The following is a 20,818-nucleotide window of genomic DNA, read 5'->3' on the forward strand; positions in this document are numbered from 1 at the left end:
CGCCGGTCAATCGCGCAGGTGGCTCACGCGTAGGCCTTGGCCGAGCGCATTTGCAGCATCGCGAGCATTCGCGCTTCTTCGGCGTCGCGCAGACTCTTCGCGGCACGGCTGGCGGCATAAGACACATACAGCGTGTCGATCGCCTTGCCCCAGCACTGCGGCGTCTGATAGATGCTGTCCGCGCTTCCGGGCACCGACGGCACGGCGTACCCTGCCTTGCGAAGGATGTTGGCTTTGTGTTCGGTGCTGAGCATGCGGCGGCTCCTGTCGATGTTGCAGGCAACGATAGCCACGCCGCGTGGCCCGCGCCATTGGCTACATGACGTATCTGGATGTAGGCAAAAACCCCTCCGCGGGCGCATTTGCGCCCCGGCGCTAAGCCATAAGGATTAGGCCGTGTCGCACGCCTGCCACACCAGGGTGGCGGCGGCCAGGTCTTCCAGCGCGCTGCCGACGGCCTTGAACACGGTGCGTTCGGTGTCGTTGGCGCGGCCCATGCGCTCGCCCCGGCACAGGCTGGCCAGCGTGCCCTGGACCTCTTGCGCGCGCAGCGTGCCGGCCGCCATCGCGTCGAGCAGGTCGCCGGATTTCTGCAGCGCCTCGTCGGTGTCGACGAAGGTGCGCGCCCCGGCAAAGCACTGCGCGTCGGCCTCGCGCATGGCGGGCGTGAAGCTGCCGATCAGGTCCAGGTGCGAGCCCGGCGCCAGCCATTCGCCGCGCACCAGCGGCGCGGTGGCGAGCGTGGCGCAGCTCACGATGTCGGCCTGGCGCACGGCCGCTTCCAGGTCGGGCCCGGCAACCGCCCGTGCGTTCCAGCCCTCGGCGCGCCACTGCGCCGCCAGCGTCTCGGCGCCTTCGGGGCGGTGGTTCCACACCCCCACCTCGTCGATGGGCCGCACGCTCGCATGCGCGGCCGGCAGCATGCGAGCGATGCGGCCGGTGCCCAGCACCAGCAGGCGGCGTGCATCCGGCCGCGCGAGAAACGATGCGCCCAGCGCCGACGCGGCCGCCGTGCGGCGCGCGGTGATCTCGTTGCCGTCCATCATCGCCAGCGGCACGCCGGTGTGCGCGTCGTAAAGCACGTAGGTCGCATGCAGGCCGGGCAGGCCGCGCGCGCTGTTGCCGGGAAAGATGTTGATGGTCTTGATGCCCAGGAAGCCCGCGTCGCTCCACGCCGGCATGATGAGCACGGTGCCCTTGCTGGTGCCGTCTGGCGTGGCCGTCTCGATGCCGTGCACGTGGCGCGGCGGCACCTGGGCCGTGCCCGCGAAGGCCGCGCGCAGGGCGGGCACCAGCCGCTCGAAGCCCAGCGGGGCGCGGGTGGCGGCTTCGTCGAAGTGTTTCATCGTCATTGCTGCAGGGGGTGCAGGGCCGCGTCGAAGAACTCGGTCAGCGCCTTGCGGTAGGCATGGCCGAAGCGCTGCCCCGTCATCGGCTCCAGGTGGCCGGCGCCCGGCACTTCGATCAGCCGCTTGGGCTCGCGCGCATCGGCCAGCAGGCGCCGCGAATGCTCGACGGGAATCACCTGGTCCGCCGTGCCGTGGATGAACAGCAGCGGAATGGGCGACACGGCCGCCACGTACCTCGACGCCGCGTAGGTGTCGCTCACGAGCAGGCCGGCGCCCTTGAACTTTTCGTTGGCGATCGACGAGTACGAATAGAAGGTCGACTCGATGGCCGCCGCCTTCACGCCCGCGCGGTTGCCCGAGCCCACCACCGCAATCGCGTTGGTGCCGCCCAGGCTCTGGCCGAAGACGAAGAGCCGGTCGGGGTCGACGTCGCTGCGCGTGCGCACGTAGTTCAGCGCAGCGTTGGCGTCCTCGAACACGCCCTTGGGCTCGGGCTTGCCTTCGGACTGGCCGTAGCCGCGGTAGTCGAACACCAGCACGTTGTAGTCCTGTTTCGGCAGCCAGGCCACGAAGCGCCAGTGCGTGCTCATGTTCTGCGCATTGCCGTGGAAGTGCACGACGGTACCCCTGGCCTCCTTCGGGTTCGTGCGGCCCTCCGCGGGCAGGAACCAGCCGCTCAGGCGCGTGCCGTCGGCGCTGTCGAACTGCACGCTCTCGTAGCGCACGCCGAGCGCATCGGGCGTTTCGTAGCGCACGTCGTCGGGGTAATAGAACATCGACTGCACGCAGCCCGCCAGCAGCAGCGGCAGCGTGCACAGCGCGAGCTTGCCGCACCAGCGGCGCACCGTGCCGCCCGTCATGGCTTCGTGCCCGCGGCGGTTGCGCGGTTCTCTGCGAGCATGTTGCAAAAGAGCGCCCCTTGCTCGATGGCGTCGTCCAGCGCCACGTGCGTGTGCGGCATCTTGTCGAACCAGCGGCGCGGCATCGCGCGCTTGGTGCTGTCGCGGTAGTCGAGCCTGAGCATGGCCATGGCGAAGGACTTCACGTCCAGCGCCGAATGGCTGAACGGGCTCTCGCCCGCGAAGCGCATCAAATACCAGTAGACGAACAGGAAGTCGAAGCCCGCCGGATACGCCACGAACACCGGCCGCGGCTTGGGCGCGTCGGGTGCCGCGGGCAGGCCCTTGAGCCAGGCCACGTAGGCCTTCATGGCGTGCGCGGGGTCTTGCAGGTCGGTGCGGCAAGCGGCCCAGGCCTCGGGCTGGGTCTGCCACCACGCGGCGGTCTTGGGGTCGGCCTCGGCGCCGGGCAGGGTGTGCAGGTTGGCGCTGAAGGTGGAGACCAGTCGCTTGTCGGCGGTGTAGGCGGCCGAGCCGAAGCTGAGCATCGAGTGCGGGCCGGGAATGGGGCCGTCGGATTCGACGTCGGTGCTGATGTAGATCTCTGGCATGGCTTCAGTCGATTCCAAGAACGGACGGCACCGAGCGCTGCAGCTCCTCGACCAGCTCCGCATCCATGTACCGGTACTCGTCCGGAATATCGAGCACATGGATCGGCTTGCCTTCGAGCATTCGCGTGAACTCGGCCACGAGCCGCGACTTGTGTTTTTCTTCCATCACGAGGATCACGTCGGCCCACGCGATGTCGTCGAGCGACACCCTGTGCCGCGCGTTCGGGCTGGTGCCCGCCGAGCGGGCCGCGACCAGCGGATGCCGGCGCCACAGCTGTTCGGCGGTGGGGCTGCGCCATTGGTTGCGGCTGCAGATGAAGAGAACGTTGCGCATGCGTCAGGGAGTGGCTGCGGGCAGCTGGAAGACATGCATGTCTTGCCAGCGGCCGCTGGAGTTTTCGATGAGCGTGACTTCGGTGCACGTCGCGTGCACGGCGCCCGATGCACGCAGCCGCGCCTGCAGTTCGACAGCCGCTTCCTCCGCATGGTGCGCATCGCCATGGGCCACGGAGAGATGCGGAATCACGCCGTCATGTTCGCCGCCATAGGGCAGGAAGCCGGGAAAGGCCGTCACCAGCGCCAGCGTCATGGCGACGAAGGGCGCGCCGGCTCCGGCGCCAGGTACGCGGTCTCGGGGAAGCGCCCGACCCTGCCCAGAGAGAACGCGAACGAAGGCGTGCGTTGCAGGGCGCGCCGGGCGCGCTCGAGCACCTCGGCGGTGATGAGGGAAGGGTTCATGAACGGCACCAGCACCGTGATGTGCGCCGGCACCCCCAGCGCCACGGTGGCGTCGAAGCGGCGTCGCAGGTCCCCGGCCAGCGGCTCGGCCAAGGGCACTTTCACGACGAATGCGGAGATGGCCATGGGGCGAAGGATAGCCAGTCGGCGCTACGGCGCGCCCAGCGCTTTCGCGTCCTTCGTGGCGATCCAGCCGCGGACCACGCGGCCTTGCCCGTTCACGAAACCGACTTCGAGCAGGTCCGGCCGCTCGGAGACGACGCCCAGCACATCGCCGCGAACCACATAGGCGCGCCCCATGTCGGCGGGCGTCTTGCGCAGCGCTGTCTTCTCCGCAGCCACGCTCACCAGCCGGGTCCACGTGCCCTTCTGCGTGAGGTCCAGCGCCAGGCCCTTGTCGATCAACGGCGGCAGCACGTTGCCGCAGCCCGGCAATTGCTGGCCGCCCGGCAGGGCGAGGCTGACGCTGTCGGCGCCGGCGGACAGCCGGCCTTCCAGGGCAGGCAGGTCAGGGGTATCGCCGAGCGTGCGGACCACGGCCGTGCCCTTGGAGCTTGCGCGGCCCGCGATCTGGAAGGTGCAACTGCCTTGCTGCGCGAAGCTGCCGCTGACGGCACCGCTTTCGTCGACGGCCAGCATCAGGCCTTCGTACAGGCCCGAGCGCAGCGGGGCCGCCTGGGCGCTCGCCGCGAGCGTCAGCGCAAAAACGCACGCAGACACCAAAGTTCTCTTCATTTCACGCACGCGTGTCATCGATCCGGCTCTCCCCTTGAATGTCTGTCTCGTCGGTATGGAGCGCCGAATCTATCAGCGGCCGACCTGGTTCCAGTCGAGCCCGTGCTTGACGAGGTACTTGCGCAGCCGGTCCGCATCGTTGACCACGCTGCGCTGTGCGCGCGAAGCCTGGAAGAGCTGGCGGCCCGCATCGCTCAGGCTGCGCGACTGCCGGCACACGCGCACCACCGCCGCTAGCTGCAGCCGGTCGAACAGGTCGAGCGCGGCGCTGCGCTCCTCGCCGAGCAAGGCGTCCAGGTCGACATCGCCATCGCCGCCTTGCGCGGCCGCCGGCCCTTCGCGCTTCCACAGCCAGCGCAGCCGCGTGATCTCCGCCTCCACCAGCGCCACCGGAATGCGCCCGCCGTCGGCCAGCGTGGCCAGCCGCGTCACGCTGGCCGACAGGTCGCGGAAGTTGCCGCTCCACAGCGCCTCGCCGCTCTGCGCAAAGCGCAGGTAGGCCGCGCGCGCCTCGGCGTTGAAGCGCACCACGCGGTGGTTCTGCGTGGCGTGCAGGGCCAGCAGGTGGTCGATGTTGGGCTCGATGTCCTCGGGCCGCTGCGCGAGGCCGGGCAGGTCGTAGGTCCAGAGGTTGATGCGCGCGAACAGGTCTTCGCGAAAGCGCCCTTGCGCCACGTCGCTGCGCAGGTCGCGGTTGGTGCCGGCAATCAGCTGGAAGTCGCTTTCCACTTCCTTGTCGGCGCCCACGGGGAAGAAGCGCTTTTCCTCGATGGCTTTCAGCAGCATCGCCTGCTCGTCGGCCCCGAGCTCGCCGATTTCGTCGAGGAACAGTGCGCCCTGGTGGGCCGTGCGCAGCAGCCCGGGCCGGTCGCTGGCCGCGCCGGTGAACGAACCCTTCTTGTGGCCGAACAGGGTGGAGGCCGCGCCGTCCCCGCGCAGCGTGGCGCAGTTCACTTCCACGAACGGCCCGCTCATCTGGTGGCGCGCCTGCTTCAGCTCGAACATGCGCCGCGCCAGGAAGGACTTGCCCGCGCCCGTCGGCCCCACCAGCAATATCGGCGCGCGCGAGCGCACGGCCACATGCTCGATTTCGTCGATCAGCGTGTTGAAGCGCACGTTGCGCGTGGCGATGCCGCTCTTGAGGAAGGCGACCGCATCGCGTTGCTCCGCGCCGAAGCGCTGCGCGATCACGTCGTAGCGCGACAGGTCGAGGTCGATCAGCGTGCACTTGCCGGCCTCGCCTTCGCGCTGGCGCTTCGGCGGCGAGGTCTGCGCGAGCACGCCCGGCACCAGGCGCGATTCCGACAGCAGGAACATGCAGATCTGCGCCACGTGCGTGCCCGTGGTGATGTGCGTCCAGTACTGCTCGCGCTCGGCGTCGAAGGGGTAGGCACGCGCCCAGTCGTACAGGCGCGTGTAGACCTCGCCGAAGTCCCAGGGGTCGGCCAGGTCGAAGGGCACGAGGTTGACGGCGGTCTCGGGCGACACCGCGACGATGTCGGCCTTCACCACCTCGGCCAGCGCCTTGTGGCGCAGCGTGTAGAGCAACTCCATGCGCGAGACGACCATGTCCTCGTGCTGGGCGAGCGAAACGGTGGGGCGCCACTTGTTCCAGCGGCCGGCGCCCTGGCCGGCGTCCAGTTGGGTGCCGAGGAAGCCGATGACGACGATGGGTTTCTTCATTTCTAGCTAATTTACTAGCCAAAATTATAAGAAATATCGATAAAGTTTTTGGGGGTTCAGGCCGTTTTTTCGCGTGATCAGGAAAAAACTCAATCAAATCAATGGTTTGAACGATTTCGCACCTGTCTGGAAAAACGCTGGCACACACGTTGCAATAAGGATCACACATTCAAGAAATCAACCGAACAAAAAGAACCGGACACGGAGAAGTCACATGGCCAATCTTCAACTCTTCCAGACGCTGCGCGGTGCCCTGCAACCTGCGGCCGACGTGCGCAACGAAGCCGGCGGCGCCGCCTACGCGCTGTCGCCCAAGCACCAGCTGGCGCAGCTCGCGGCCACCGGTTGCCTGAACAACACCTTCTACGCACAAGCGCAGGACCAGCTCGACACCGTGCTGGCCCTGGCCCGCGAAGCCGACCCGGTGTTCGTCGCCAAGACGGCCGTGTACGCCCGTCGCTCCGGCCACATGAAGGACATGCCGGCGCTGCTGGCCGCCACGCTGGCGGTGCGCGACGTGTCGCTGCTCGCCAAGGTGTTCCCCCGCGTGGTGGACAACGGCAAGATGCTGCGCAACTTCGTGCAGATGCTGCGTTCGGGTGCCGTGGGCCGCAAGTCGCTCGGTACGCGTCCGAAGAAGCTCGTGCAGCAATGGCTGCTCGAAGCGACCGAGGCGCAACTGCTGAACGCCTCGGTGGGCAACACGCCTTCGCTGGCCGACGTGGTGAAGATGGTTCACCCGAAGCCCGCCGAAGCATGGCGCGCCGCATGGTTCGCATGGCTGATCGGTCGTCCGTATGCGCTGGAAGCGCTGCCTCCGGTGACGCAGGCGTTCGAACGCTTCAAGCAGGACCGCGCCGAGCGCCCCCTCGGGGGGCAGCGAGGACACGAAGTGCCGAGCGTGGGGGCCATGGAAGTGCCGGACGTGCCGTTCCAGATGCTGACCGCGCTGGAGCTGGATACGCAGGCCTGGGCGCAGATCGCATTGCGTGGTTCGTGGCAGATGGTGCGTCAGAACCTGAACACCTTTGCGCGCCATGGTGTGTTCGAGCTGCCGGGCCTCGCGGAGGCGGTGGCCGCCAAGCTGCGTGACCCGCAGGCCGTGGCCAAGGCCCGCGTGCTGCCGTACCAGCTGATGGCCGCCTACACCGCAACCGGCGCCGAGGTGCCGCACGTGGTGAAGGAAGCGCTGCAGGACGCGATGGAGCTCGCGCTGGCCAACGTGCCGGTGTTCGAGGGCCGCGTGGTGGTGTGCCCCGACGTGTCGGGCTCGATGAGCTCGCCGGTGACGGGCCACCGCGGTTCGGCGACGTCGGCGGTGCGATGCATCGACGTGGCCGCGCTGGTGGCTGCCGCCGTGCTGCGCCGCAATGCGGATGCGCGTGTGCTGCCCTTCGAGACGAAGGTGGTGTCGCTGAAGCTGAATCCGCGTGATTCGGTGATGACCAACGCGGCCAGGCTGGCCGCGGTGGGCGGCGGCGGAACCTCGTGCAGCGCGCCGCTGGCGCTGCTGAACAAGGAGAAGGCGCAAGCCGATCTGGTGGTGCTGGTGTCGGACAACGAGTCGTGGGCCGACCGTGCCCGTGGCCGCGGCACCGCGACCATGCAGGAGTGGGAGGCGTTCAAGAAGCGCAACCCGAAGGCGCGGCTGGTGTGCATCGACATCCAGCCCTGTGCGACCACCCAGGCGCCGGAGCGTGACGATGTGCTGAACATCGGCGGCTTCAGCGACGAAGTGTTCAAGCTGCTGGCGGTGTATGCCGCGGGCGGTCTGGGCGCCGGCCACTGGGTGGGGGTGATCGAAGAGACTTCGATCTGAAGGAAAAGAGAGAGGGTGCCGTGGGCCTCGGCCCGCGGTGCCCGATCCGAAGAATTGAAGGTCGTCGTTCGGCGAATGCAGATGCGAGTACATCCAACCATGTTCTCCCTCGCATCGATCGTTTGTCGCCGAACGGGGATGAAAGTTGTTGTGCGAATGCAGGCAGGACTACATCTGGACGCCCGGGGGTCGAACCCCGACACCGGCTCGCCGGTGGGCATGTCTTGCCATCCTTGTCGCACTGTTTTTTGCAGCGAATGCTGGCGGAACTACAGACTATGAATCTCGTGGTCGCGGGTTCGAATCCCGCCGGTCGCAAGACCGTAGCTCAGTGGCAGAGCACGACGTTTCGTCGATTCTTGTCGCTGCTTTTTGTTTTGAGGTGAATGCAGGCGGGTTTACAGGAAAGAGCGTCATGGTCCTGGCCATGAAGGTCCCGGGTCCGAGTCCCGGTCTGTTTCGGCAGATAGCTCAGTTCACGACCCGTCGCTCCTCGTCACCTCTTTTTTGTTCTGGGCACGCAGGCACCGAAGGGAGCGCCACTGCGAAAAATGTTGTTGTCATGTCCGCAGTCCGGGTAGCACCGGATGCGGCGGGAAAGTCGGTTGACGAGTACGGTTGAGGATGCAGGTGCTGGCTCCGATGACGGGTCTGTCACTGGCGCGCGTTTCCAATCGTCGACTGGGCCATCGGACTCAAGAACCATGGTCGCCGTATTGATGCGGGTTCGAATCCCGCCGTGTCCACCAAGTCAGTGAACGCCGTTGTTGTCAGATAGAAAGAAGATCATGTTGGAAGAAGATCGCACCCAGGAACGGATCGGCTACGTGCTGAGCGGCACCGGCTGGGCCACGTTCAGTTTTCGTGCCGACGCCGAAACGATGGCGTTCGCGGTGTCGTACCTGCACGATTCGCTGGGCGACCTCGCGCGCATGGGGGTCGAGCTGGCGAAGGGCGCGCAAAGCGCCACGGCGGTATTCATGGACGAGCCCGGTGAGGTGCAGCTGGTGGTGACGGGCGACAAGGACGACCTGAGCTTCGAGCTGCGCAGCTACCACGATTGGGCGAGCTGGGAAATGACCGCCGCCGACAACTACAAGGTGCTGGCAAGCGGCTTCGTCCAGCGTGTGGACTTGGTGCGCAATATCCATGCGATTCTGGAGCGCATCTACGTGGAGTGCGGGCCCGAGACGTATCGCGAGCGGTGGGTGGAGCACGACTTTCCGCTTCGTGCCTACGAGGTGCTCATCGCGGCATTCAAGAGGCGGCCGCAGGATTTCTATAACTAGCAATCGAACAAGACAAGACAGAAAAGAGAGAGAAAAAAGAAATGGAACAGAACTACAAACTGCACGAAGTACCCAACGGCGTCCCCGTGAAGATGTGGACGAACGGCGTGCCCGTGGAAGACGAAGCGCAGAAGCAGCTGGAAAACGCCGCTCGCCTGCCCATCGTGTTCAAGCACATCGCGGCCATGCCCGACGTGCACTACGGCATCGGTGCGACCGTGGGCTCGGTGATCCCGACCTTCAAGGCGATCATTCCCGCTGCGGTGGGTGTGGACATCGGGTGCGGAATGATGGCCTGCAAGACCACGCTCAACGCCCGCGACCTGCCCGACAACCTGGGCCCGCTGCGTTCGGCGATCGAGAAGGCCGTGCCGCACGGAAGCAACCCCAAGCGCATGGGCCGCGACAAGGGCGCGTGGGAAACGCCGCCCGACGAAACCGATGCGGCCTGGGCCACGCTCGTGGACGAGTTCAACCTGATCTGCGAGGACTACCCGCGCATCAGGAACACCAACAACCACAAGCACCTGGGAACGCTGGGCACCGGCAACCACTTCATCGAGGTGTGCCTGGACGAGGCGGGCGCCGTGTGGTTCATGCTGCACTCGGGGTCGCGCGGCGTGGGCAACGCCATCGGCACCCACTTCATCGAGCTCGCGAAGAAGGACGCCGAACTGCACCAGCGCAACCTGCCCGACCAGGACCTGGCGTACTTCGAGGAAGGCGCCAAGTACTTCGGCGACTACGTGCGTGCGGTGGGCTGGGCCCAGAAGTTCGCGCGCGCCAACCGCGAAGTGATGATGCAGCGCGTGGTCGCGGCCGCGCGCAAGGTCATCACCAAGCCTTTCGAGGCGCACGTGGAAGCGGTGAACTGCCACCACAACTACGTGAGCCGCGAGACGCACTTCGGGCAAGACGTGCTCGTCACCCGCAAGGGCGCGGTGAGCGCGAAGGCCGGTGAGCTGGGGATCATTCCCGGCAGCATGGGCGCGAAGAGCTACATCGTGCGCGGCAAGGGCAACCCCGAGAGCTTCATGAGCTGCAGCCACGGCGCCGGTCGAAAGATGAGCCGCACCAAGGCGAAGAAGCTCTTCACCATCGCCGACCAGATCGCCGCGACCGAAGGCGTGGAGTGCCGCAAGGACGCCGACGTGATCGACGAGATTCCGATGGCCTACAAGGACATCGATGCGGTGATGGCGGCGCAGCACGACCTGGTGGAGGTGGTCTACACGCTCAAGCAGGTGGTGTGCGTGAAGGGGTGACGATGACGGCCTGGTGCCGCCATTTGAAAGTGAAGGCGCTGCCGAAGGGGTGAGGTCGTCGGGGCCGCCTTTGCGGCGCTGGTCGACGGAGGTTGAAAAAAATGAAAAGCAACAAGCAGCGGCGCGCCGAAATCAAGGCGCATCGCCTGCAGCGCGCTGCCACGCTGATTGCGCGGCGCTGTGCGCAAGGCGCCTTGACGCCCTGGTCGCACGGTGATGAATCGAACAGCGAGCCCGCGGACCGGTCCGTGCTGCAGAGGTACAACAACAGCTACGGGCCGCTGCCGGCGTCTTACCTCGCGCGCCCCTTCACCTGCCGCGATTGCGGCGCCGAAGAAGTGTGGGCCGCCAAGCAACAGAAGTGGTGGTACGAGACGGTGCACGGCCCCATCGACAGCCGCGCCGTGCGCTGCCTGGCTTGCCGCCGCGCGCGCCGCGCGCGCTTGCGCAATGCGGGACCGGGCGCGAACCTTCTGGGCGAGCAGACCGATCGCCTGCGCGCGCTAGGCGACATGAAGCCCTGCGCGCAAGCGTTGGCCGAAGTCGATGCGGCGCTGCAAAGCAAATGGTGGAGCCTGCGTGTGGTGGCGATCCAGACGATGGCGCGCTGGGGTGGCGAAGCGCAGCTTGAAAAGCTCCGTGCACTGATGGCGAACCGCCCGCAAGGCGGTCGCCGATACTTTGGTTGGGAGCGCGTCGCCGCAGACGCCGCCGCAAGCGCGCTGATGCGCAGGGAGTGATCGACGTGATGATGAAACTGACTTTTCTGGGAACCTCTTCAGGCACCCCCACGCGGCACCGCAACGTGTCCGGACTCGCCGTTCAAACCGTGCTCGGCGCCGACTGGTTCCTGGTCGATTGCGGCGAAGGCACGCAGCACCGTCTGCTGCAGACGCCGCTGTCCCTGCACGACATGGCCGCCGTCTGCATCACGCATGTGCACGGCGACCATTGCTACGGCCTGCCGGGCCTGCTCGCGAGCGCGGGCATGGGCAAGCGCACCCGCCCGCTGAAGCTGATCGCGCCGCTGCCCGTGTGGCAGTGGTTCCAGGCCACGCGCGCGCTGACCGACCTGCACCTGCCGTACGAGGTGGAGCACGTGGACGTCGAAGACCAGGCGCTGGTGTACGAGGCGCCCGGCGTGCGCATCGAGCGGCATGTGCTGCGCCACCGCGTGCCCAGCCACGCCTACCGCGTGCAGGTGCAGACCCGTCGCGCGCGGTTGAAGGCCGAAGCGCTCAAGGCCACCGGCCTGCCGCCCGGCCCCGCGTGGCGCGCGCTGCAGACCGGGGAGGATGTGCCGTTCAACGGCAAGCTGCTGCGCAGTGCCGACTTTGCCGAGATGCAGGTCGACACCGCGGCCGCCGTGCTGGGCGGCGACAACGCCGCTCCGGCGCTGCTGCACGACGCCTGCCAGGGTGCGCAACTGCTGGTGCACGAGGCCACCTACACGCAGGACGTGCTCGACAAGGTCGGCCCCGGCCCGATGCACAGCTCGGCGCGCCTGCTGGCCGAAGCCGCGCAGGCCGCCGGCGTGCCGAACCTGGTGCTCACGCATTTCAGCGCGCGCCACCAGAACGACGAAGGCATGGCGGCGCTGATGGCCGAGACGCAGGCGCACTACAGCGGCCGTGCGTTCCTGGCCGACGACCTGGATGTATTTGCGCTCGACAGTGCCGGCACGGTGACCGTGGCGCGTGCGCAAGAAGAAAAAATGAAGAAGGGAGAAGACCAATGAACAACACCGAGGAATTCCTGCGCTCCGACCACCCGATAGAGCCCGCCATGCGCGCGCAGATCATGGACAACCTGCGCGACATCGAAGTGAAGCACGACGTCACCGTGCTCTTCGCCTGCGAATCCGGCAGCCGCGGCTGGGGCTTCGCCTCGCCCGACAGCGACTACGACGTGCGCTTCATCTACGTCAACCGCCTGCCGTGGTACCTCACGGTGCAGCCGCGCCGCGACGTGATCGAAGTGCCGATCAGCGGCGACCTCGACATCAACGGCTGGGACCTGCGCAAGGCGCTGGGCCTGATGCGCGAGTCGAACCCCACGCTGCTCGAATGGCTGCGCTCGCCCGTCGTGTACCGCGACGACGCGGCGGCGATGCCGCGTTTTCGCGCGCTGTCGGAGGCGGTGTTCTCCAACGCGCGCGGCTGGCACCACTACACCTCGATGGCGAAGAAGAACTTTCGCGAGCACCTGCAGGCCGACGAGGTGCGCTACAAGAAGTACCTCTACGTGCTGCGCCCGCTGCTGGCCGCGCGCTGGATCCGCGCACGGCCTGGCGTGCCGCCGATGCGCTTTGCCGACCTCGCGCAGGGCACGCTCGACGCGGTGCGCGACGCCGCGCTGATCGGCGAGATCAACGCGCTGCTCGAGGTGAAGATGCGCGCCGGCGAAGCCGCGACCAGCCCGCGCTGGCCCGGCATCCATGCGTTCATCGAGTCCGAGCTGGCGGCCAATGCGGCCGAGCCGGTGACGCCGCTGCCGTCGGCCGACGGTTCGGGGCTGGATGCCTTCCTTTGCGAGACGGTGCTGCGCTTCGATGCGGCGGCGGAGGCAAGGGCAACGGTTGCAGGCGAAGGAGGCCACGCATGATCGAGCTCGACGGCTCGCAAGGCGAGGGCGGCGGCCAGATCCTGCGCACCAGCCTCGCGCTGTCGGTGGCCACGGGCCAGCCGCTGGCGATCGAGAAGATCCGCGCGGGCCGCGCCAAGCCCGGCCTCATGCGACAGCACCTGGCGTGCGTGACCGCGGCCGCGGCCATCAGCGGTGCGCAGGTCGACGGGGCCGAGCTCGGCTCGCAGTCGCTGCGCTTCGTGCCCGGCCCGGTGCGCGCGGGCGAGTACCGCTTTGCGATCGCCAGCGCGGGCAGCTGCATGCTGGTGCTGCAGACAGTGCTGCCGCCTCTGCTGCTGGCCGGTACGCCAAGCACGGTGCACCTGAGCGGCGGCACGCACAACCCGATGGCGCCGCCGTTCCACTTCCTGGAACGTGCCTTCGCGCCGCTGGTGCGTCGCCTGGGTGCCGATCTGCAGCTCACGCTGCGCCGTTGCGGTTTCTATCCGGCGGGCGGCGGCGAGGTCGACGCGCTCATCGTCCCGGCGGCCGGCGCGCTGCAGCCCTTCGACCTGATGGCGCGCGGCGCGCACCAGTCCGGCTACGCGGAATGCCTGGCCCCCGGCCTGCCGCGCCACGTGCCCACGCGCGAGCTCGACACGCTGGGCGGTGCGATGGGCTGGTCTGGCGAGCAGCTGCGCTTCGGCACGGCGAGGCAGAACGAGGGCCCGGGCAATGCGCTGCTGGCCACGCTGGCCTACGAGCATGTCACCGAGGTGTTCACGGCCTTCGGCGAGAAGTCGCTGAGCGCCGAGCAGGTGGCGCACGGGCTGGTGAAGGAGCTGCGCGAATTCCAGAAGAGCGAGGCGGCGGTCGGTCCGCACCTCGCGGACCAGCTGGCGCTGCTGCTGGCGCTGGCCGCGTGGCAGGGCCGGAAGGCCTGCGCCTTCACCTGCAGCGAGGTGACGGAGCACACGCGCACCAACTGCGCGGTGATCGAGCGCTTCCTGCCGGTGCGCTTCGCCATCACCGAAAGCCGCCAGGCTTGCACGGTGCAGGTCGTGCCGCTTGAAGGCAATCCCGTTCGCCCGGGCTTAGCCCGCTGAACGGAAAACTCCTTTCCGCCCCTGGGGTTGAACGTGACCCGGCGCGGGTGAACACTCGCGTGGACGCACGACTCCCCCCGCAGAAAGACAGCACCATGCCGCTCCAGCCCTTCATCTACAACAGCGTTGCCCAGCGTGTGGTGTTCGGTGCCGGGTCGCTGCAGCACCTGGCGCGCGAGATCGACGCGCTGGGCGCGCGGCGCGCCCTGGTGCTGTCCACGCCCGAGCAGCGGCCGCAGGCCGAGCGCATCGCCGACATGCTGGGCGCGCACGCGGCCGGCGTGTTCGACCGCGCGGTGATGCACGTGCCCATCGAGACCGCGCGTGAAGCCCGCGAGGTGGCGCAGCGCCTGGGCGCCGACTGTGCCGTGGCCATCGGCGGCGGCTCGACCACCGGGCTGGGCAAGGCCATTGCGCTCGACTCGGGCCTGCCGATCCTGGCCATTCCGACCACCTACGCGGGCTCGGAGATGACGCCGATCTACGGCATCACCGAGGCCGGCATGAAGAAGACGGGAAAAGATGTCAAGGTGCTGCCGCGCACCGTGATCTACGACCCCGAGCTGTCGTTGACGCTGCCCGTGGGCATGAGCGTGACCAGCGGCATCAACGCCATCGCGCACGCGGCCGAAGGGCTCTACGCGGTCGATTCGAACCCGGTCATGGACCTGATGGCGCAGGAAGGCATTGCTGCGCTGGGCCGTGCGCTGCCCGCCATCCGCGCCACGCCCAAGGACCTGGGCGCGCGCAGCGACGCGCTCTACGGCGCCTGGTTGTGCGGCACGGTGCTCGGCAACGTGGGCATGGCGCTGCACCACAAGCTGTGCCATACGCTGGGCGGCAGCTTCAACCTGCCGCATGCCGAGACGCACACCATCGTGCTGCCGCACGCGCTGGCCTACAACGCCGAGGCGGCGCCGCGTGCGATGGCCCGCATCGTGAAGGCGCTGGGCGGAAGCAGCGCCGCGCAGGCTGTGTACGACCTGGCACGCGACAACGGCGCGCCGGTCGCGCTGCGCGACATCGGCATGAAGGAATCGGACCTCGACCTGGCCTGCGCGCATGCGCTGCAGAACCAGTACCCCAACCCGCGCCCTCTGGCGCGCGATGCGATCCGTGCCTTGCTGCAGAACGCCTGGGAGGGTGTGCGGCCCTGATTCGCGGCAGGGCCGCGTGGCGTCTTACAGGCCGGCCTGGCGCGTGAACGACACCGTGGGCTTGTTGTAGGCCGAAGGCACCTGGTCGCGGTAGAACGCGCGGCGGTCCAGGCTTTGCAGCGGGTTGTGGGCGGCGGCCACGGCCTGCTCTCGCACGGCGCTGCGATCGAGCGTGGAGTTGACGGCCACGGTGCCTTCGGCGGCGCTGTCCGAATAGGGATTGCCGGCGCGCGCGGCGGCCACGGCTTCTGCCTGCACGTCGGCGCGGCTGGCGTACGAGGTGAGGGCGTGCACGCCTTCGTAGGTCTCGGCGTGGGCACCGGCGGTGCCCAGCATGGCGAGGGCGGCGGCGGAGATGGCGATGAGTTGCTTGGTGTTCATGGTGAGAGTCCCTTGGTCTGTCTCTGTGGGCGGCGGACATTCGTCGTTGCCACGGCATGCAGTGTGAAACCGCATCGTGGTTGGCGATGTGCGTTTGCGCACCGCTTTCGGCGATTACCGGGGGACTGCCGCCTGCGGTGGGTACAGCACCGGGAGGGCTTCGGAGCGGCCGCGCACGGCGAGCATTTCGGGCGTGCCCATCGCCCCGGCCGCGCCCGCCTGCTCGGCGGCAAACAGCGACACGACGAGCCGCGATGCAGCCATCTTGGAGTGGTCCTGCAGCCGGCTTGCGGTGTTCACCACTTCGCCGATGGCGGTGAAGGTGGTGGTTTCGAGGTAGCCCACCTCACCTACCGCCGCGCGGCCCGCGTGCAGGCCCATGCCGAACTCCAGCCGTTGGCCGAACTGGGCCTCGAAGCCTTCGCTCCATGCGTCCATGCGCTCGCCGATCAACTCGGTGGCGCGCAGCGCCTGCCGGCAGGCCGTGGGCAGGTCGGCCTCGAGCCCGAAGATCGCCATCACGCTGTCGCCGATGAACTGGTTGGGCACGCCGCCGCTCTCGCGCACGGCGGCGCCCACGGTGGCGAAATAGCGGTCGAGCACATAGGCCAGGTCGAAGGGCCATTGCCGCTCCGACAGGCCCGACCAGCGCCGCAGGTCGACGAACAGTATGGCCACGTCGCGCTCGCGGCCGAAGTTGCCCACCGGCGCGGGCCGGCCTTCGTTGGGCCGGGGCGCGAACAGCGGCGTTACCTCGATGTCGCCGCGCGGGCGCAGCTGGCAGGCCAGGCGCACGTCGCCCGGTGCGCGCACGCGCTCCAGCGTGCGTTGCTCGTCGCGGCCCGGCTCGCCGACGTGCGCTGCCGGGCCGGCCACGCGCACGCGGCAGGTGGAGCAGCGCGCCCGCCCGCCGCAGATCGACACATGGTCGATGCCGTGCGAGCGGCTCGCCTCCAGCACGCTCCAGCCGCGCGGCACCTGCACCGTGCGGCCGGGGTAGCGCAGCGTGACCGAGGGCTGGCGCGTCCAGCGTGCAAACCCGTTGCGCCCCCAGCGTGCGGCCAGCAGGGCGAGCAGCGCCAGGCCGTAGGTCCACTTGATGTAGCGTTCAGCCGCGTTCAGGGCCTGGCCCTGCTCGGGCGTCGGCAGCACGACCGGCGGCACGCCGGCCCACTGGAACTCGCGCCCCATCGACACGAAGCCCATCGCCGCCGCCAGCGGCAACACCACCGCCACGGCCAGCAGCAGGTGCGAGAAGCGCCGGTATGCCGGTTGCACCCGCAGCGCGAAGTGCAGGCCCAGGCAGCCGTGCGCCCAGGCCGCGAGCATCATGCCCAGCTGCGCGGCGGCGCCCTGCCAGTCCCACAGGCCCCAGACCACGCGCACGTAGGAGCCTTCGATGCCGTAGGCCAGGTAGGCGCCGCGCATGGCCGTGAGGTGGGTGGCCAGCAGCAGCGGCAGCGCGAAGCCCAGCAGCACGCGCAGCCCTTCGAGCGGCGGCATGCGCAACGTGCGGCGCTCCCACAGCGCGACGACGGCCAGCGCCAGGTGCGTGGCGGCCGCGCCGTACAGCAGCGCGGTACCGGGCAGGCTGTGCCAGAACTTCTGCACGCCGCGCAGCACGGTCTCGGCCGCCGTGAACGAATAGATGCCCAGCGCATGGTTCAGCAGGTGGAACGTGATGTACGCCATCAGCACCAGGCCGCTCACCCAGCGGAGATTGCGCCGTGTGGGCGGTCTCAGCGAAAAAGGGGAGGGGTGGGAACGTCTGTCCATGAACGGGTTCGAAACGGCACCCGAGCATAATGCGCGCGCCCCCACCGACCCCCGGCATGGCCAAACCCGAATCCGCACCCTCTTCTTCTTCCGCGGCTCCCCGCTCCAGCCTCGCGCTGCGCCACGTCGCGCTGCTCCAGGGCCTGCCCGACCGGCGCCTGGACCTGCTGGCCCAGCAGTGCCTGTGGCACAGCGTGGAGGCGGGCAAGCCCTTGCTGCTGCGCGCCGAGCAGCAGGGCGAGGTGTTCCTGCTGGTCTCGGGCCGGGTCCGGGTGACGACCTATTCGGCCAACGGCCGGCAGGTGACCTTCCGCGACTCCGAGGCCGGCGAGCATTTCGGCGACATCGCCGCCATCGACGGCGGCCCGCGCTCCGCCGACGTGGTCACGCTGGAGCCCAGCGTGGTGGCCAGCCTGGACCGCGCCGCCTTCATGGCCCTGCTGCGCGACGAGCCGCTGGTGGCCGAGCGGGTGATGCAGCGGCTGGCCTCGCTGGTGCGCCAGCTGTCCGAACGGGTGATCGACCTGAGCACCCTGGGCGTGCAGAACCGGCTGCATGCCGAGCTGCTGCGCCTGGCCCGTGCTGCGGGCATCGAAGGCAACCAGGCCCGGCTGGCGCCGGCGCCCAAGCACGCGGCGCTGGCCAGCCAGATCAGCACCAACCGCGAGCAGGTGACCCGCGAGCTCAACGTGCTGGTGCGCAGCGGCGTGCTGCGCAAGGACGACAAGGCCCTGCTGGTGGCCGACGTGGCCCGCCTGGAGCTGATGGTCTCGCAGGTCAGGGGTGACGCCGGCTGAGCCGCAAGGCGCTCAGTGGCAGCTCAGTGGCCGCTCAGTTGTAGCGGCCGTTGCGCCCGCCGATGCTGAAGCGCCCCGCGCCCAGCAGCACCACGGTCAGCGCGCCGAACAGGTACAGGCCCTGCAGTTCCAGCGCCCAGCCGCCTTGCTTGCCCAGCGCGAACAGGTCGGCCATGTGCACCAGGCCGAAGGCCACCAGCATGTTGATGACCACCACCGCTGCGGCGGCGCGGGTGAAGACGCCGGCAATCATCAGCAGCGGCGCGACGATCTCCCCCACGTACACCAGGTAGGCCAGCCCGCCCGGCAGCCCGGCCTTGGCCAGCATGCCGCCGATGAAGCCCACGCCGGCCGACAGCTTGAAGATGCCGTGCAGCAGCACCAGGAAGCCGACCGTCAGGCGGATCACCAGCTTGCCGGCGTCGTCGGTGCTGGTCGGGGACAGGGCGGACGGCGACGATGCGATCGGCGCACGCGGGGTGTTGGCGGCTACAGCCTGGGTGTTCATGGCAGATCCTTGGAATGGGAAGGGTCCGCCACGGAATGCGGCGGTTGCGTTTCCAGTGTGCGCAGCTGCCGCAATGCGGGATGTGCGTTTACGCACATGTTCTGGCGCAAAGGCCGCCTGGCGCGCTCAGTGGCTGCCGAAGTGGCCGGTCCATTTGCGCTCGTAGTCCATCTTCTGGAAATGCGCCGCCATGAAGTCGATGAAGCTGCGCACCTTGGCCGACAGGTGCTTGCGGCTCGGGTAGGCCAGGTTGATGGTCAGGTGCGGCAGGTCCCAGTCGTCCAGCGCGGGCACCAGCCGGCCGGCGACGATGTCGTCGTAGACGATGTAGGTCGGCTGCACCAGGATGCCCATGCCGTCGAGCGCGGCGGCGCGCAGCACTTGGCCGTCGTTCGACTCCAGCAGCCCGGTGACCGACACCGTGCGGGTCTCGCCCGCGCGGCTGAAGCGCAGCTCGTTCGGGTTGTTTGCGTGGGTGTAGATCAGCAGCTTGTGCTGCGCGAGCTCGTCCAGCGTCTTCGGAAACCCGTGCTGCGCAAAGTAGCGCGGCGACGCCGCCAGGATGCGCCGCGTCTCGCCCAGCCGGCGGATCGTCACGTTCGAGTCGGGCTCGTACTCGCGCGTGCGGATCGCCACGTCGATGTTGTTGTCGATCAGGTCGAAGTAGCGGTTGGCCGCCTCCACGTGCACCGTCACGCCCGGGTAGCGCTGCGTGTACTCGCGCAGCAGCGGCGCGATGTGGTGGATCGAGAAAGAAAGCGACGCCGTCACGCGCAGCACCCCGGTCGGGTTCAGCGCGGTGGCGTTCACCGTCGATTCGGCATCCGACAGGTCGGCCAGGATGGTCCGTGCGCGGCCGCAGAACTCGCGGCCGGTGTCGGTGAGGTACAGGCGGCGCGTGTTGCGCTCCACCAGCCGTGCGCCCAGCCGGGCCTCGAGCGCGCTCAGGTGACGGCTGGCCGCGGCATTCGACAGGCCCAGCGCCTCGGCCGCGCGGCTCAGGCTGCCGGCGTCGGCGATCTGCACGAGCAGGGCGATCTCGGTCCAGCGGTCCATGGGCGTGTGTCTCCGGGCTTTTCGGCCTTGTCTTTTGTCGGGCCGGGGGATTTTGGCGCAGTGCCGGGGCCGACCGTTCCGCTGGGTGGAAAAATCATTTGCGCCCCGGGTGCTTTCAGGGGATGCGGCCGGGGCCTACAGTGCGCCGTACCCCCGAGATCCATGGAGACAACCACGATGCGCAACCTCGACCAGGACAACATCACGCAGGCCGTGCTCGCGCGCTTCGCCGACACGCCCAGTCCACGCCTGCACGAGATCATGACCAGCCTCGTGCAGCACCTGCACGCCTTCGCGCGCGAGGTGAAGCTCACCGAGGAAGAGTGGTTCCAGGGCATCCAGTACCTCACGGCCACCGGCCAGAAGTGCGACGACAAGCGTCAGGAGTTCATCCTGCTGTCGGACGTGCTGGGCCTGTCGATGCTCACCATCGCCATGAACAACGACAAGCCCGCCGGCTGCACCGAGGCCACCGTGTTCGGCCCCTTCTACTTCGAGGGCGCCCCCGAGTACGAGCAGGGCGCCGACGTGGCCAACGGTGCCGCCGGCGCGCCTTGCGACGTGCATGCCACGGTGCGCGGCCTGGGCGGCGAGCCGGTGGCCGGCGCGGTGGTCGACGTGTGGCAGGCCGACGAGGGCGGCCACTACGACGTGCAGCACGAAGGGCTCGACCACTCCGAGAACCGCGGCCGCCTGCGCACCGCACCCGACGGCTCGCTGCACTTTCGCAGCGTGCTGGCCGAGGCCTACCCCATTCCGGTCGACGGCCCCGTGGGCGACCTGCTGCGCGCCACCAAGCGCCACCCGTGGCGGCCCGCGCACCTGCATTTCAAGATCGAGGCGCCGGGCTACGAGCCGCTCATCACCCACGTGTTCCGCGACGGCGACCAGTGGCTCGATTCCGACGCGGTGTTCGCGGTGCGCCAGTCGCTGGTGGCGCCGTGGACACAGCAGGCCGACGGCCGCTGGCGGCTCGACTTCGACTTCGTGCTGAACCCCTTGAAGCAGCCGGCCTGAGTGGCGCCATCGCCCTGCAGGTTCTGCAGTCCCTGCGCGAAAGGCGATCGCCGCCCGGCCAGGCGGGCGTGGCCTCATCCTGCTACGCTCGCCGAGCCCGCCGCCCCGGTGGGCTTTTTTATGCGTT

The 20,818-nt window shown here is 68.5% G+C and carries 23 protein-coding genes; 10 read left to right on the forward strand and 13 right to left on the reverse strand.

All coding sequences use genetic code 11. From position 1 onward, the window contains the following. Window positions 1-23: 23 nt before the first annotated feature. From AC1DJH_RS18970 to rtcR, 9 genes are all read right to left on the reverse strand, one after another. On the reverse strand, window positions 24-254 hold the full coding sequence (locus AC1DJH_RS18970) for a hypothetical protein (RefSeq protein ID WP_472124295.1): 231 nt from the start codon (window positions 252-254) through the stop codon (window positions 24-26). Between the two features lie 135 nt (window positions 255-389). Beyond that, window positions 390-1,346, reverse strand: a complete 957-nt coding sequence (gene lhpI / locus AC1DJH_RS18975; protein ID WP_478186812.1) for a bifunctional Delta(1)-pyrroline-2-carboxylate/Delta(1)-piperideine-2-carboxylate reductase — start codon at window positions 1,344-1,346, stop codon at window positions 390-392. 2 nt (window positions 1,347-1,348) lie between these two features. Next, the gene (locus AC1DJH_RS18980) at window positions 1,349-2,209 is read right to left on the reverse strand and encodes an alpha/beta hydrolase (RefSeq protein ID WP_478186737.1); all 861 of its coding nucleotides are present in this window, start codon (window positions 2,207-2,209) and stop codon (window positions 1,349-1,351) included. After that, window positions 2,206-2,799 carry a 3'-5' exonuclease family protein gene (locus tag AC1DJH_RS18985; protein ID WP_478186738.1) on the reverse strand — a complete coding sequence of 198 codons (594 nt, stop codon included), beginning with the start codon at window positions 2,797-2,799 and terminating at the stop codon, window positions 2,206-2,208. The genes AC1DJH_RS18980 and AC1DJH_RS18985 overlap by 4 nt, the downstream gene beginning before the upstream one ends. Before the next feature lie 4 nt (window positions 2,800-2,803). Beyond that, window positions 2,804-3,133 carry a low molecular weight protein tyrosine phosphatase family protein gene (locus AC1DJH_RS18990; protein WP_435436955.1) on the reverse strand — a complete coding sequence of 110 codons (330 nt, stop codon included), beginning with the start codon at window positions 3,131-3,133 and terminating at the stop codon, window positions 2,804-2,806. Between the two features lie 3 nt (window positions 3,134-3,136). Further along, complete coding sequence (locus AC1DJH_RS18995) at window positions 3,137-3,388, reverse strand: hypothetical protein (RefSeq protein ID WP_478186739.1); 252 nt, start codon at window positions 3,386-3,388, stop codon at window positions 3,137-3,139. Then, a complete protein-coding gene (locus AC1DJH_RS19000; RefSeq protein WP_478186740.1) occupies window positions 3,385-3,663 on the reverse strand; it encodes a 2'-5' RNA ligase family protein in 279 nt (92 codons plus the stop codon). The genes AC1DJH_RS18995 and AC1DJH_RS19000 overlap by 4 nt, the downstream gene beginning before the upstream one ends. A 24-nt stretch (window positions 3,664-3,687) precedes the next feature. Continuing rightward, window positions 3,688-4,257, reverse strand: a complete 570-nt coding sequence (locus tag AC1DJH_RS19005; RefSeq protein ID WP_478186741.1) for a hypothetical protein — start codon at window positions 4,255-4,257, stop codon at window positions 3,688-3,690. A gap of 87 nt (window positions 4,258-4,344) precedes the next feature. Then, window positions 4,345-5,955 (reverse strand): RNA repair transcriptional activator RtcR, encoded by a 1,611-nt coding sequence (rtcR, locus tag AC1DJH_RS19010; RefSeq protein ID WP_478186742.1) that lies wholly within the window; start codon window positions 5,953-5,955, stop codon window positions 4,345-4,347. 214 nt (window positions 5,956-6,169) lie between these two features. Between rtcR and AC1DJH_RS19015 the strand changes: the two genes are divergently transcribed. The 8 genes from AC1DJH_RS19015 (at window position 6,170) to AC1DJH_RS19050 (ending at window position 15,156) form a co-directional block, all read left to right on the forward strand. Beyond that, window positions 6,170-7,774 (forward strand): vWA domain-containing protein, encoded by a 1,605-nt coding sequence (locus AC1DJH_RS19015; protein WP_478186743.1) that lies wholly within the window; start codon window positions 6,170-6,172, stop codon window positions 7,772-7,774. A gap of 788 nt (window positions 7,775-8,562) precedes the next feature. Continuing rightward, window positions 8,563-9,063 (forward strand): hypothetical protein, encoded by a 501-nt coding sequence (locus AC1DJH_RS19020; protein ID WP_478186744.1) that lies wholly within the window; start codon window positions 8,563-8,565, stop codon window positions 9,061-9,063. Window positions 9,064-9,104: 41 nt separating this feature from the next. Next, the gene (locus AC1DJH_RS19025; protein ID WP_478186745.1) at window positions 9,105-10,328 is read left to right on the forward strand and encodes an RtcB family protein; all 1,224 of its coding nucleotides are present in this window, start codon (window positions 9,105-9,107) and stop codon (window positions 10,326-10,328) included. A gap of 194 nt (window positions 10,329-10,522) precedes the next feature. After that, the gene (locus tag AC1DJH_RS19030) at window positions 10,523-11,068 is read left to right on the forward strand and encodes a zinc-ribbon domain containing protein (RefSeq protein ID WP_478186746.1); all 546 of its coding nucleotides are present in this window, start codon (window positions 10,523-10,525) and stop codon (window positions 11,066-11,068) included. Between the two features lie 11 nt (window positions 11,069-11,079). Beyond that, window positions 11,080-12,066: a ribonuclease Z gene (locus AC1DJH_RS19035; RefSeq protein ID WP_478186747.1), complete on the forward strand. Its 987-nt coding sequence runs from the start codon at window positions 11,080-11,082 to the stop codon at window positions 12,064-12,066. Further along, window positions 12,063-12,932: a nucleotidyltransferase domain-containing protein gene (locus tag AC1DJH_RS19040; RefSeq protein WP_478186748.1), complete on the forward strand. Its 870-nt coding sequence runs from the start codon at window positions 12,063-12,065 to the stop codon at window positions 12,930-12,932. Before AC1DJH_RS19035 ends, AC1DJH_RS19040 begins: the two co-directional genes overlap by 4 nt. Continuing rightward, entirely contained in the window at window positions 12,929-13,999 is a 1,071-nt protein-coding gene (gene rtcA / locus AC1DJH_RS19045) for an RNA 3'-terminal phosphate cyclase (protein WP_478186749.1), read from the forward strand. The genes AC1DJH_RS19040 and rtcA overlap by 4 nt, the downstream gene beginning before the upstream one ends. A gap of 95 nt (window positions 14,000-14,094) precedes the next feature. Beyond that, window positions 14,095-15,156: a maleylacetate reductase gene (locus AC1DJH_RS19050; RefSeq protein WP_478186750.1), complete on the forward strand. Its 1,062-nt coding sequence runs from the start codon at window positions 14,095-14,097 to the stop codon at window positions 15,154-15,156. Between the two features lie 24 nt (window positions 15,157-15,180). Here AC1DJH_RS19050 and AC1DJH_RS19055 read toward each other — a convergent pair whose 3' ends face one another. Further along, window positions 15,181-15,537: an alpha/beta hydrolase gene (locus AC1DJH_RS19055; protein ID WP_478186751.1), complete on the reverse strand. Its 357-nt coding sequence runs from the start codon at window positions 15,535-15,537 to the stop codon at window positions 15,181-15,183. A 114-nt stretch (window positions 15,538-15,651) separates the two neighbouring features. Next, window positions 15,652-17,313: an adenylate/guanylate cyclase domain-containing protein gene (locus AC1DJH_RS19060; protein ID WP_478186752.1), complete on the reverse strand. Its 1,662-nt coding sequence runs from the start codon at window positions 17,311-17,313 to the stop codon at window positions 15,652-15,654. 56 nt (window positions 17,314-17,369) lie between these two features. On the opposite strand from AC1DJH_RS19060, the gene AC1DJH_RS19065 reads away from it, so the two are divergent. Then, entirely contained in the window at window positions 17,370-18,110 is a 741-nt protein-coding gene (locus AC1DJH_RS19065) for a Crp/Fnr family transcriptional regulator (RefSeq protein WP_478186753.1), read from the forward strand. A gap of 34 nt (window positions 18,111-18,144) precedes the next feature. Here the strand turns inward: AC1DJH_RS19065 and AC1DJH_RS19070 are convergent, their stop codons facing one another. Next, window positions 18,145-18,618: a DoxX family protein gene (locus tag AC1DJH_RS19070; protein WP_472124245.1), complete on the reverse strand. Its 474-nt coding sequence runs from the start codon at window positions 18,616-18,618 to the stop codon at window positions 18,145-18,147. Window positions 18,619-18,744: 126 nt separating this feature from the next. Next, window positions 18,745-19,674, reverse strand: coding sequence for a LysR family transcriptional regulator (locus AC1DJH_RS19075; protein ID WP_478186754.1), 930 nt, complete (start codon window positions 19,672-19,674; stop codon window positions 18,745-18,747). Between the two features lie 177 nt (window positions 19,675-19,851). On the opposite strand from AC1DJH_RS19075, the gene AC1DJH_RS19080 reads away from it, so the two are divergent. Next, window positions 19,852-20,691: an intradiol ring-cleavage dioxygenase gene (locus AC1DJH_RS19080; RefSeq protein WP_478186755.1), complete on the forward strand. Its 840-nt coding sequence runs from the start codon at window positions 19,852-19,854 to the stop codon at window positions 20,689-20,691. Window positions 20,692-20,818: the final 127 nt, after the last annotated feature.

This window comes from Variovorax sp. 10N412 (assembly GCF_056394985.1).

What these genes read in the sequence shown, in the direction of transcription:
- AC1DJH_RS18970 (WP_472124295.1), bottom strand. Translation starts at nt 254, where the DNA reads ATGCTCAGCACCGAACACAAAGCCAACATCCTTCGCAAGGCAGGGTAC.
- lhpI (WP_478186812.1), bottom strand. Translation starts at nt 1,346, where the DNA reads ATGAAACACTTCGACGAAGCCGCCACCCGCGCCCCGCTGGGCTTCGAG.
- AC1DJH_RS18980 (WP_478186737.1), bottom strand. Translation starts at nt 2,209, where the DNA reads ATGACGGGCGGCACGGTGCGCCGCTGGTGCGGCAAGCTCGCGCTGTGC.
- AC1DJH_RS18985 (WP_478186738.1), bottom strand. Translation starts at nt 2,799, where the DNA reads ATGCCAGAGATCTACATCAGCACCGACGTCGAATCCGACGGCCCCATT.
- AC1DJH_RS18990 (WP_435436955.1), bottom strand. Translation starts at nt 3,133, where the DNA reads ATGCGCAACGTTCTCTTCATCTGCAGCCGCAACCAATGGCGCAGCCCC.
- AC1DJH_RS18995 (WP_478186739.1), bottom strand. Translation starts at nt 3,388, where the DNA reads ATGACGCTGGCGCTGGTGACGGCCTTTCCCGGCTTCCTGCCCTATGGC.
- AC1DJH_RS19000 (WP_478186740.1), bottom strand. Translation starts at nt 3,663, where the DNA reads ATGGCCATCTCCGCATTCGTCGTGAAAGTGCCCTTGGCCGAGCCGCTG.
- rtcR (WP_478186742.1), bottom strand. Translation starts at nt 5,955, where the DNA reads ATGAAGAAACCCATCGTCGTCATCGGCTTCCTCGGCACCCAACTGGAC.
- AC1DJH_RS19015 (WP_478186743.1), top strand. Translation starts at nt 6,170, where the DNA reads ATGGCCAATCTTCAACTCTTCCAGACGCTGCGCGGTGCCCTGCAACCT.
- AC1DJH_RS19020 (WP_478186744.1), top strand. Translation starts at nt 8,563, where the DNA reads ATGTTGGAAGAAGATCGCACCCAGGAACGGATCGGCTACGTGCTGAGC.
- AC1DJH_RS19025 (WP_478186745.1), top strand. Translation starts at nt 9,105, where the DNA reads ATGGAACAGAACTACAAACTGCACGAAGTACCCAACGGCGTCCCCGTG.
- AC1DJH_RS19035 (WP_478186747.1), top strand. Translation starts at nt 11,080, where the DNA reads ATGAAACTGACTTTTCTGGGAACCTCTTCAGGCACCCCCACGCGGCAC.
- AC1DJH_RS19040 (WP_478186748.1), top strand. Translation starts at nt 12,063, where the DNA reads ATGAACAACACCGAGGAATTCCTGCGCTCCGACCACCCGATAGAGCCC.
- rtcA (WP_478186749.1), top strand. Translation starts at nt 12,929, where the DNA reads ATGATCGAGCTCGACGGCTCGCAAGGCGAGGGCGGCGGCCAGATCCTG.
- AC1DJH_RS19050 (WP_478186750.1), top strand. Translation starts at nt 14,095, where the DNA reads ATGCCGCTCCAGCCCTTCATCTACAACAGCGTTGCCCAGCGTGTGGTG.
- AC1DJH_RS19055 (WP_478186751.1), bottom strand. Translation starts at nt 15,537, where the DNA reads ATGAACACCAAGCAACTCATCGCCATCTCCGCCGCCGCCCTCGCCATG.
- AC1DJH_RS19060 (WP_478186752.1), bottom strand. Translation starts at nt 17,313, where the DNA reads ATGGACAGACGTTCCCACCCCTCCCCTTTTTCGCTGAGACCGCCCACA.
- AC1DJH_RS19065 (WP_478186753.1), top strand. Translation starts at nt 17,370, where the DNA reads ATGGCCAAACCCGAATCCGCACCCTCTTCTTCTTCCGCGGCTCCCCGC.
- AC1DJH_RS19070 (WP_472124245.1), bottom strand. Translation starts at nt 18,618, where the DNA reads ATGAACACCCAGGCTGTAGCCGCCAACACCCCGCGTGCGCCGATCGCA.
- AC1DJH_RS19075 (WP_478186754.1), bottom strand. Translation starts at nt 19,674, where the DNA reads ATGGACCGCTGGACCGAGATCGCCCTGCTCGTGCAGATCGCCGACGCC.
- AC1DJH_RS19080 (WP_478186755.1), top strand. Translation starts at nt 19,852, where the DNA reads ATGCGCAACCTCGACCAGGACAACATCACGCAGGCCGTGCTCGCGCGC.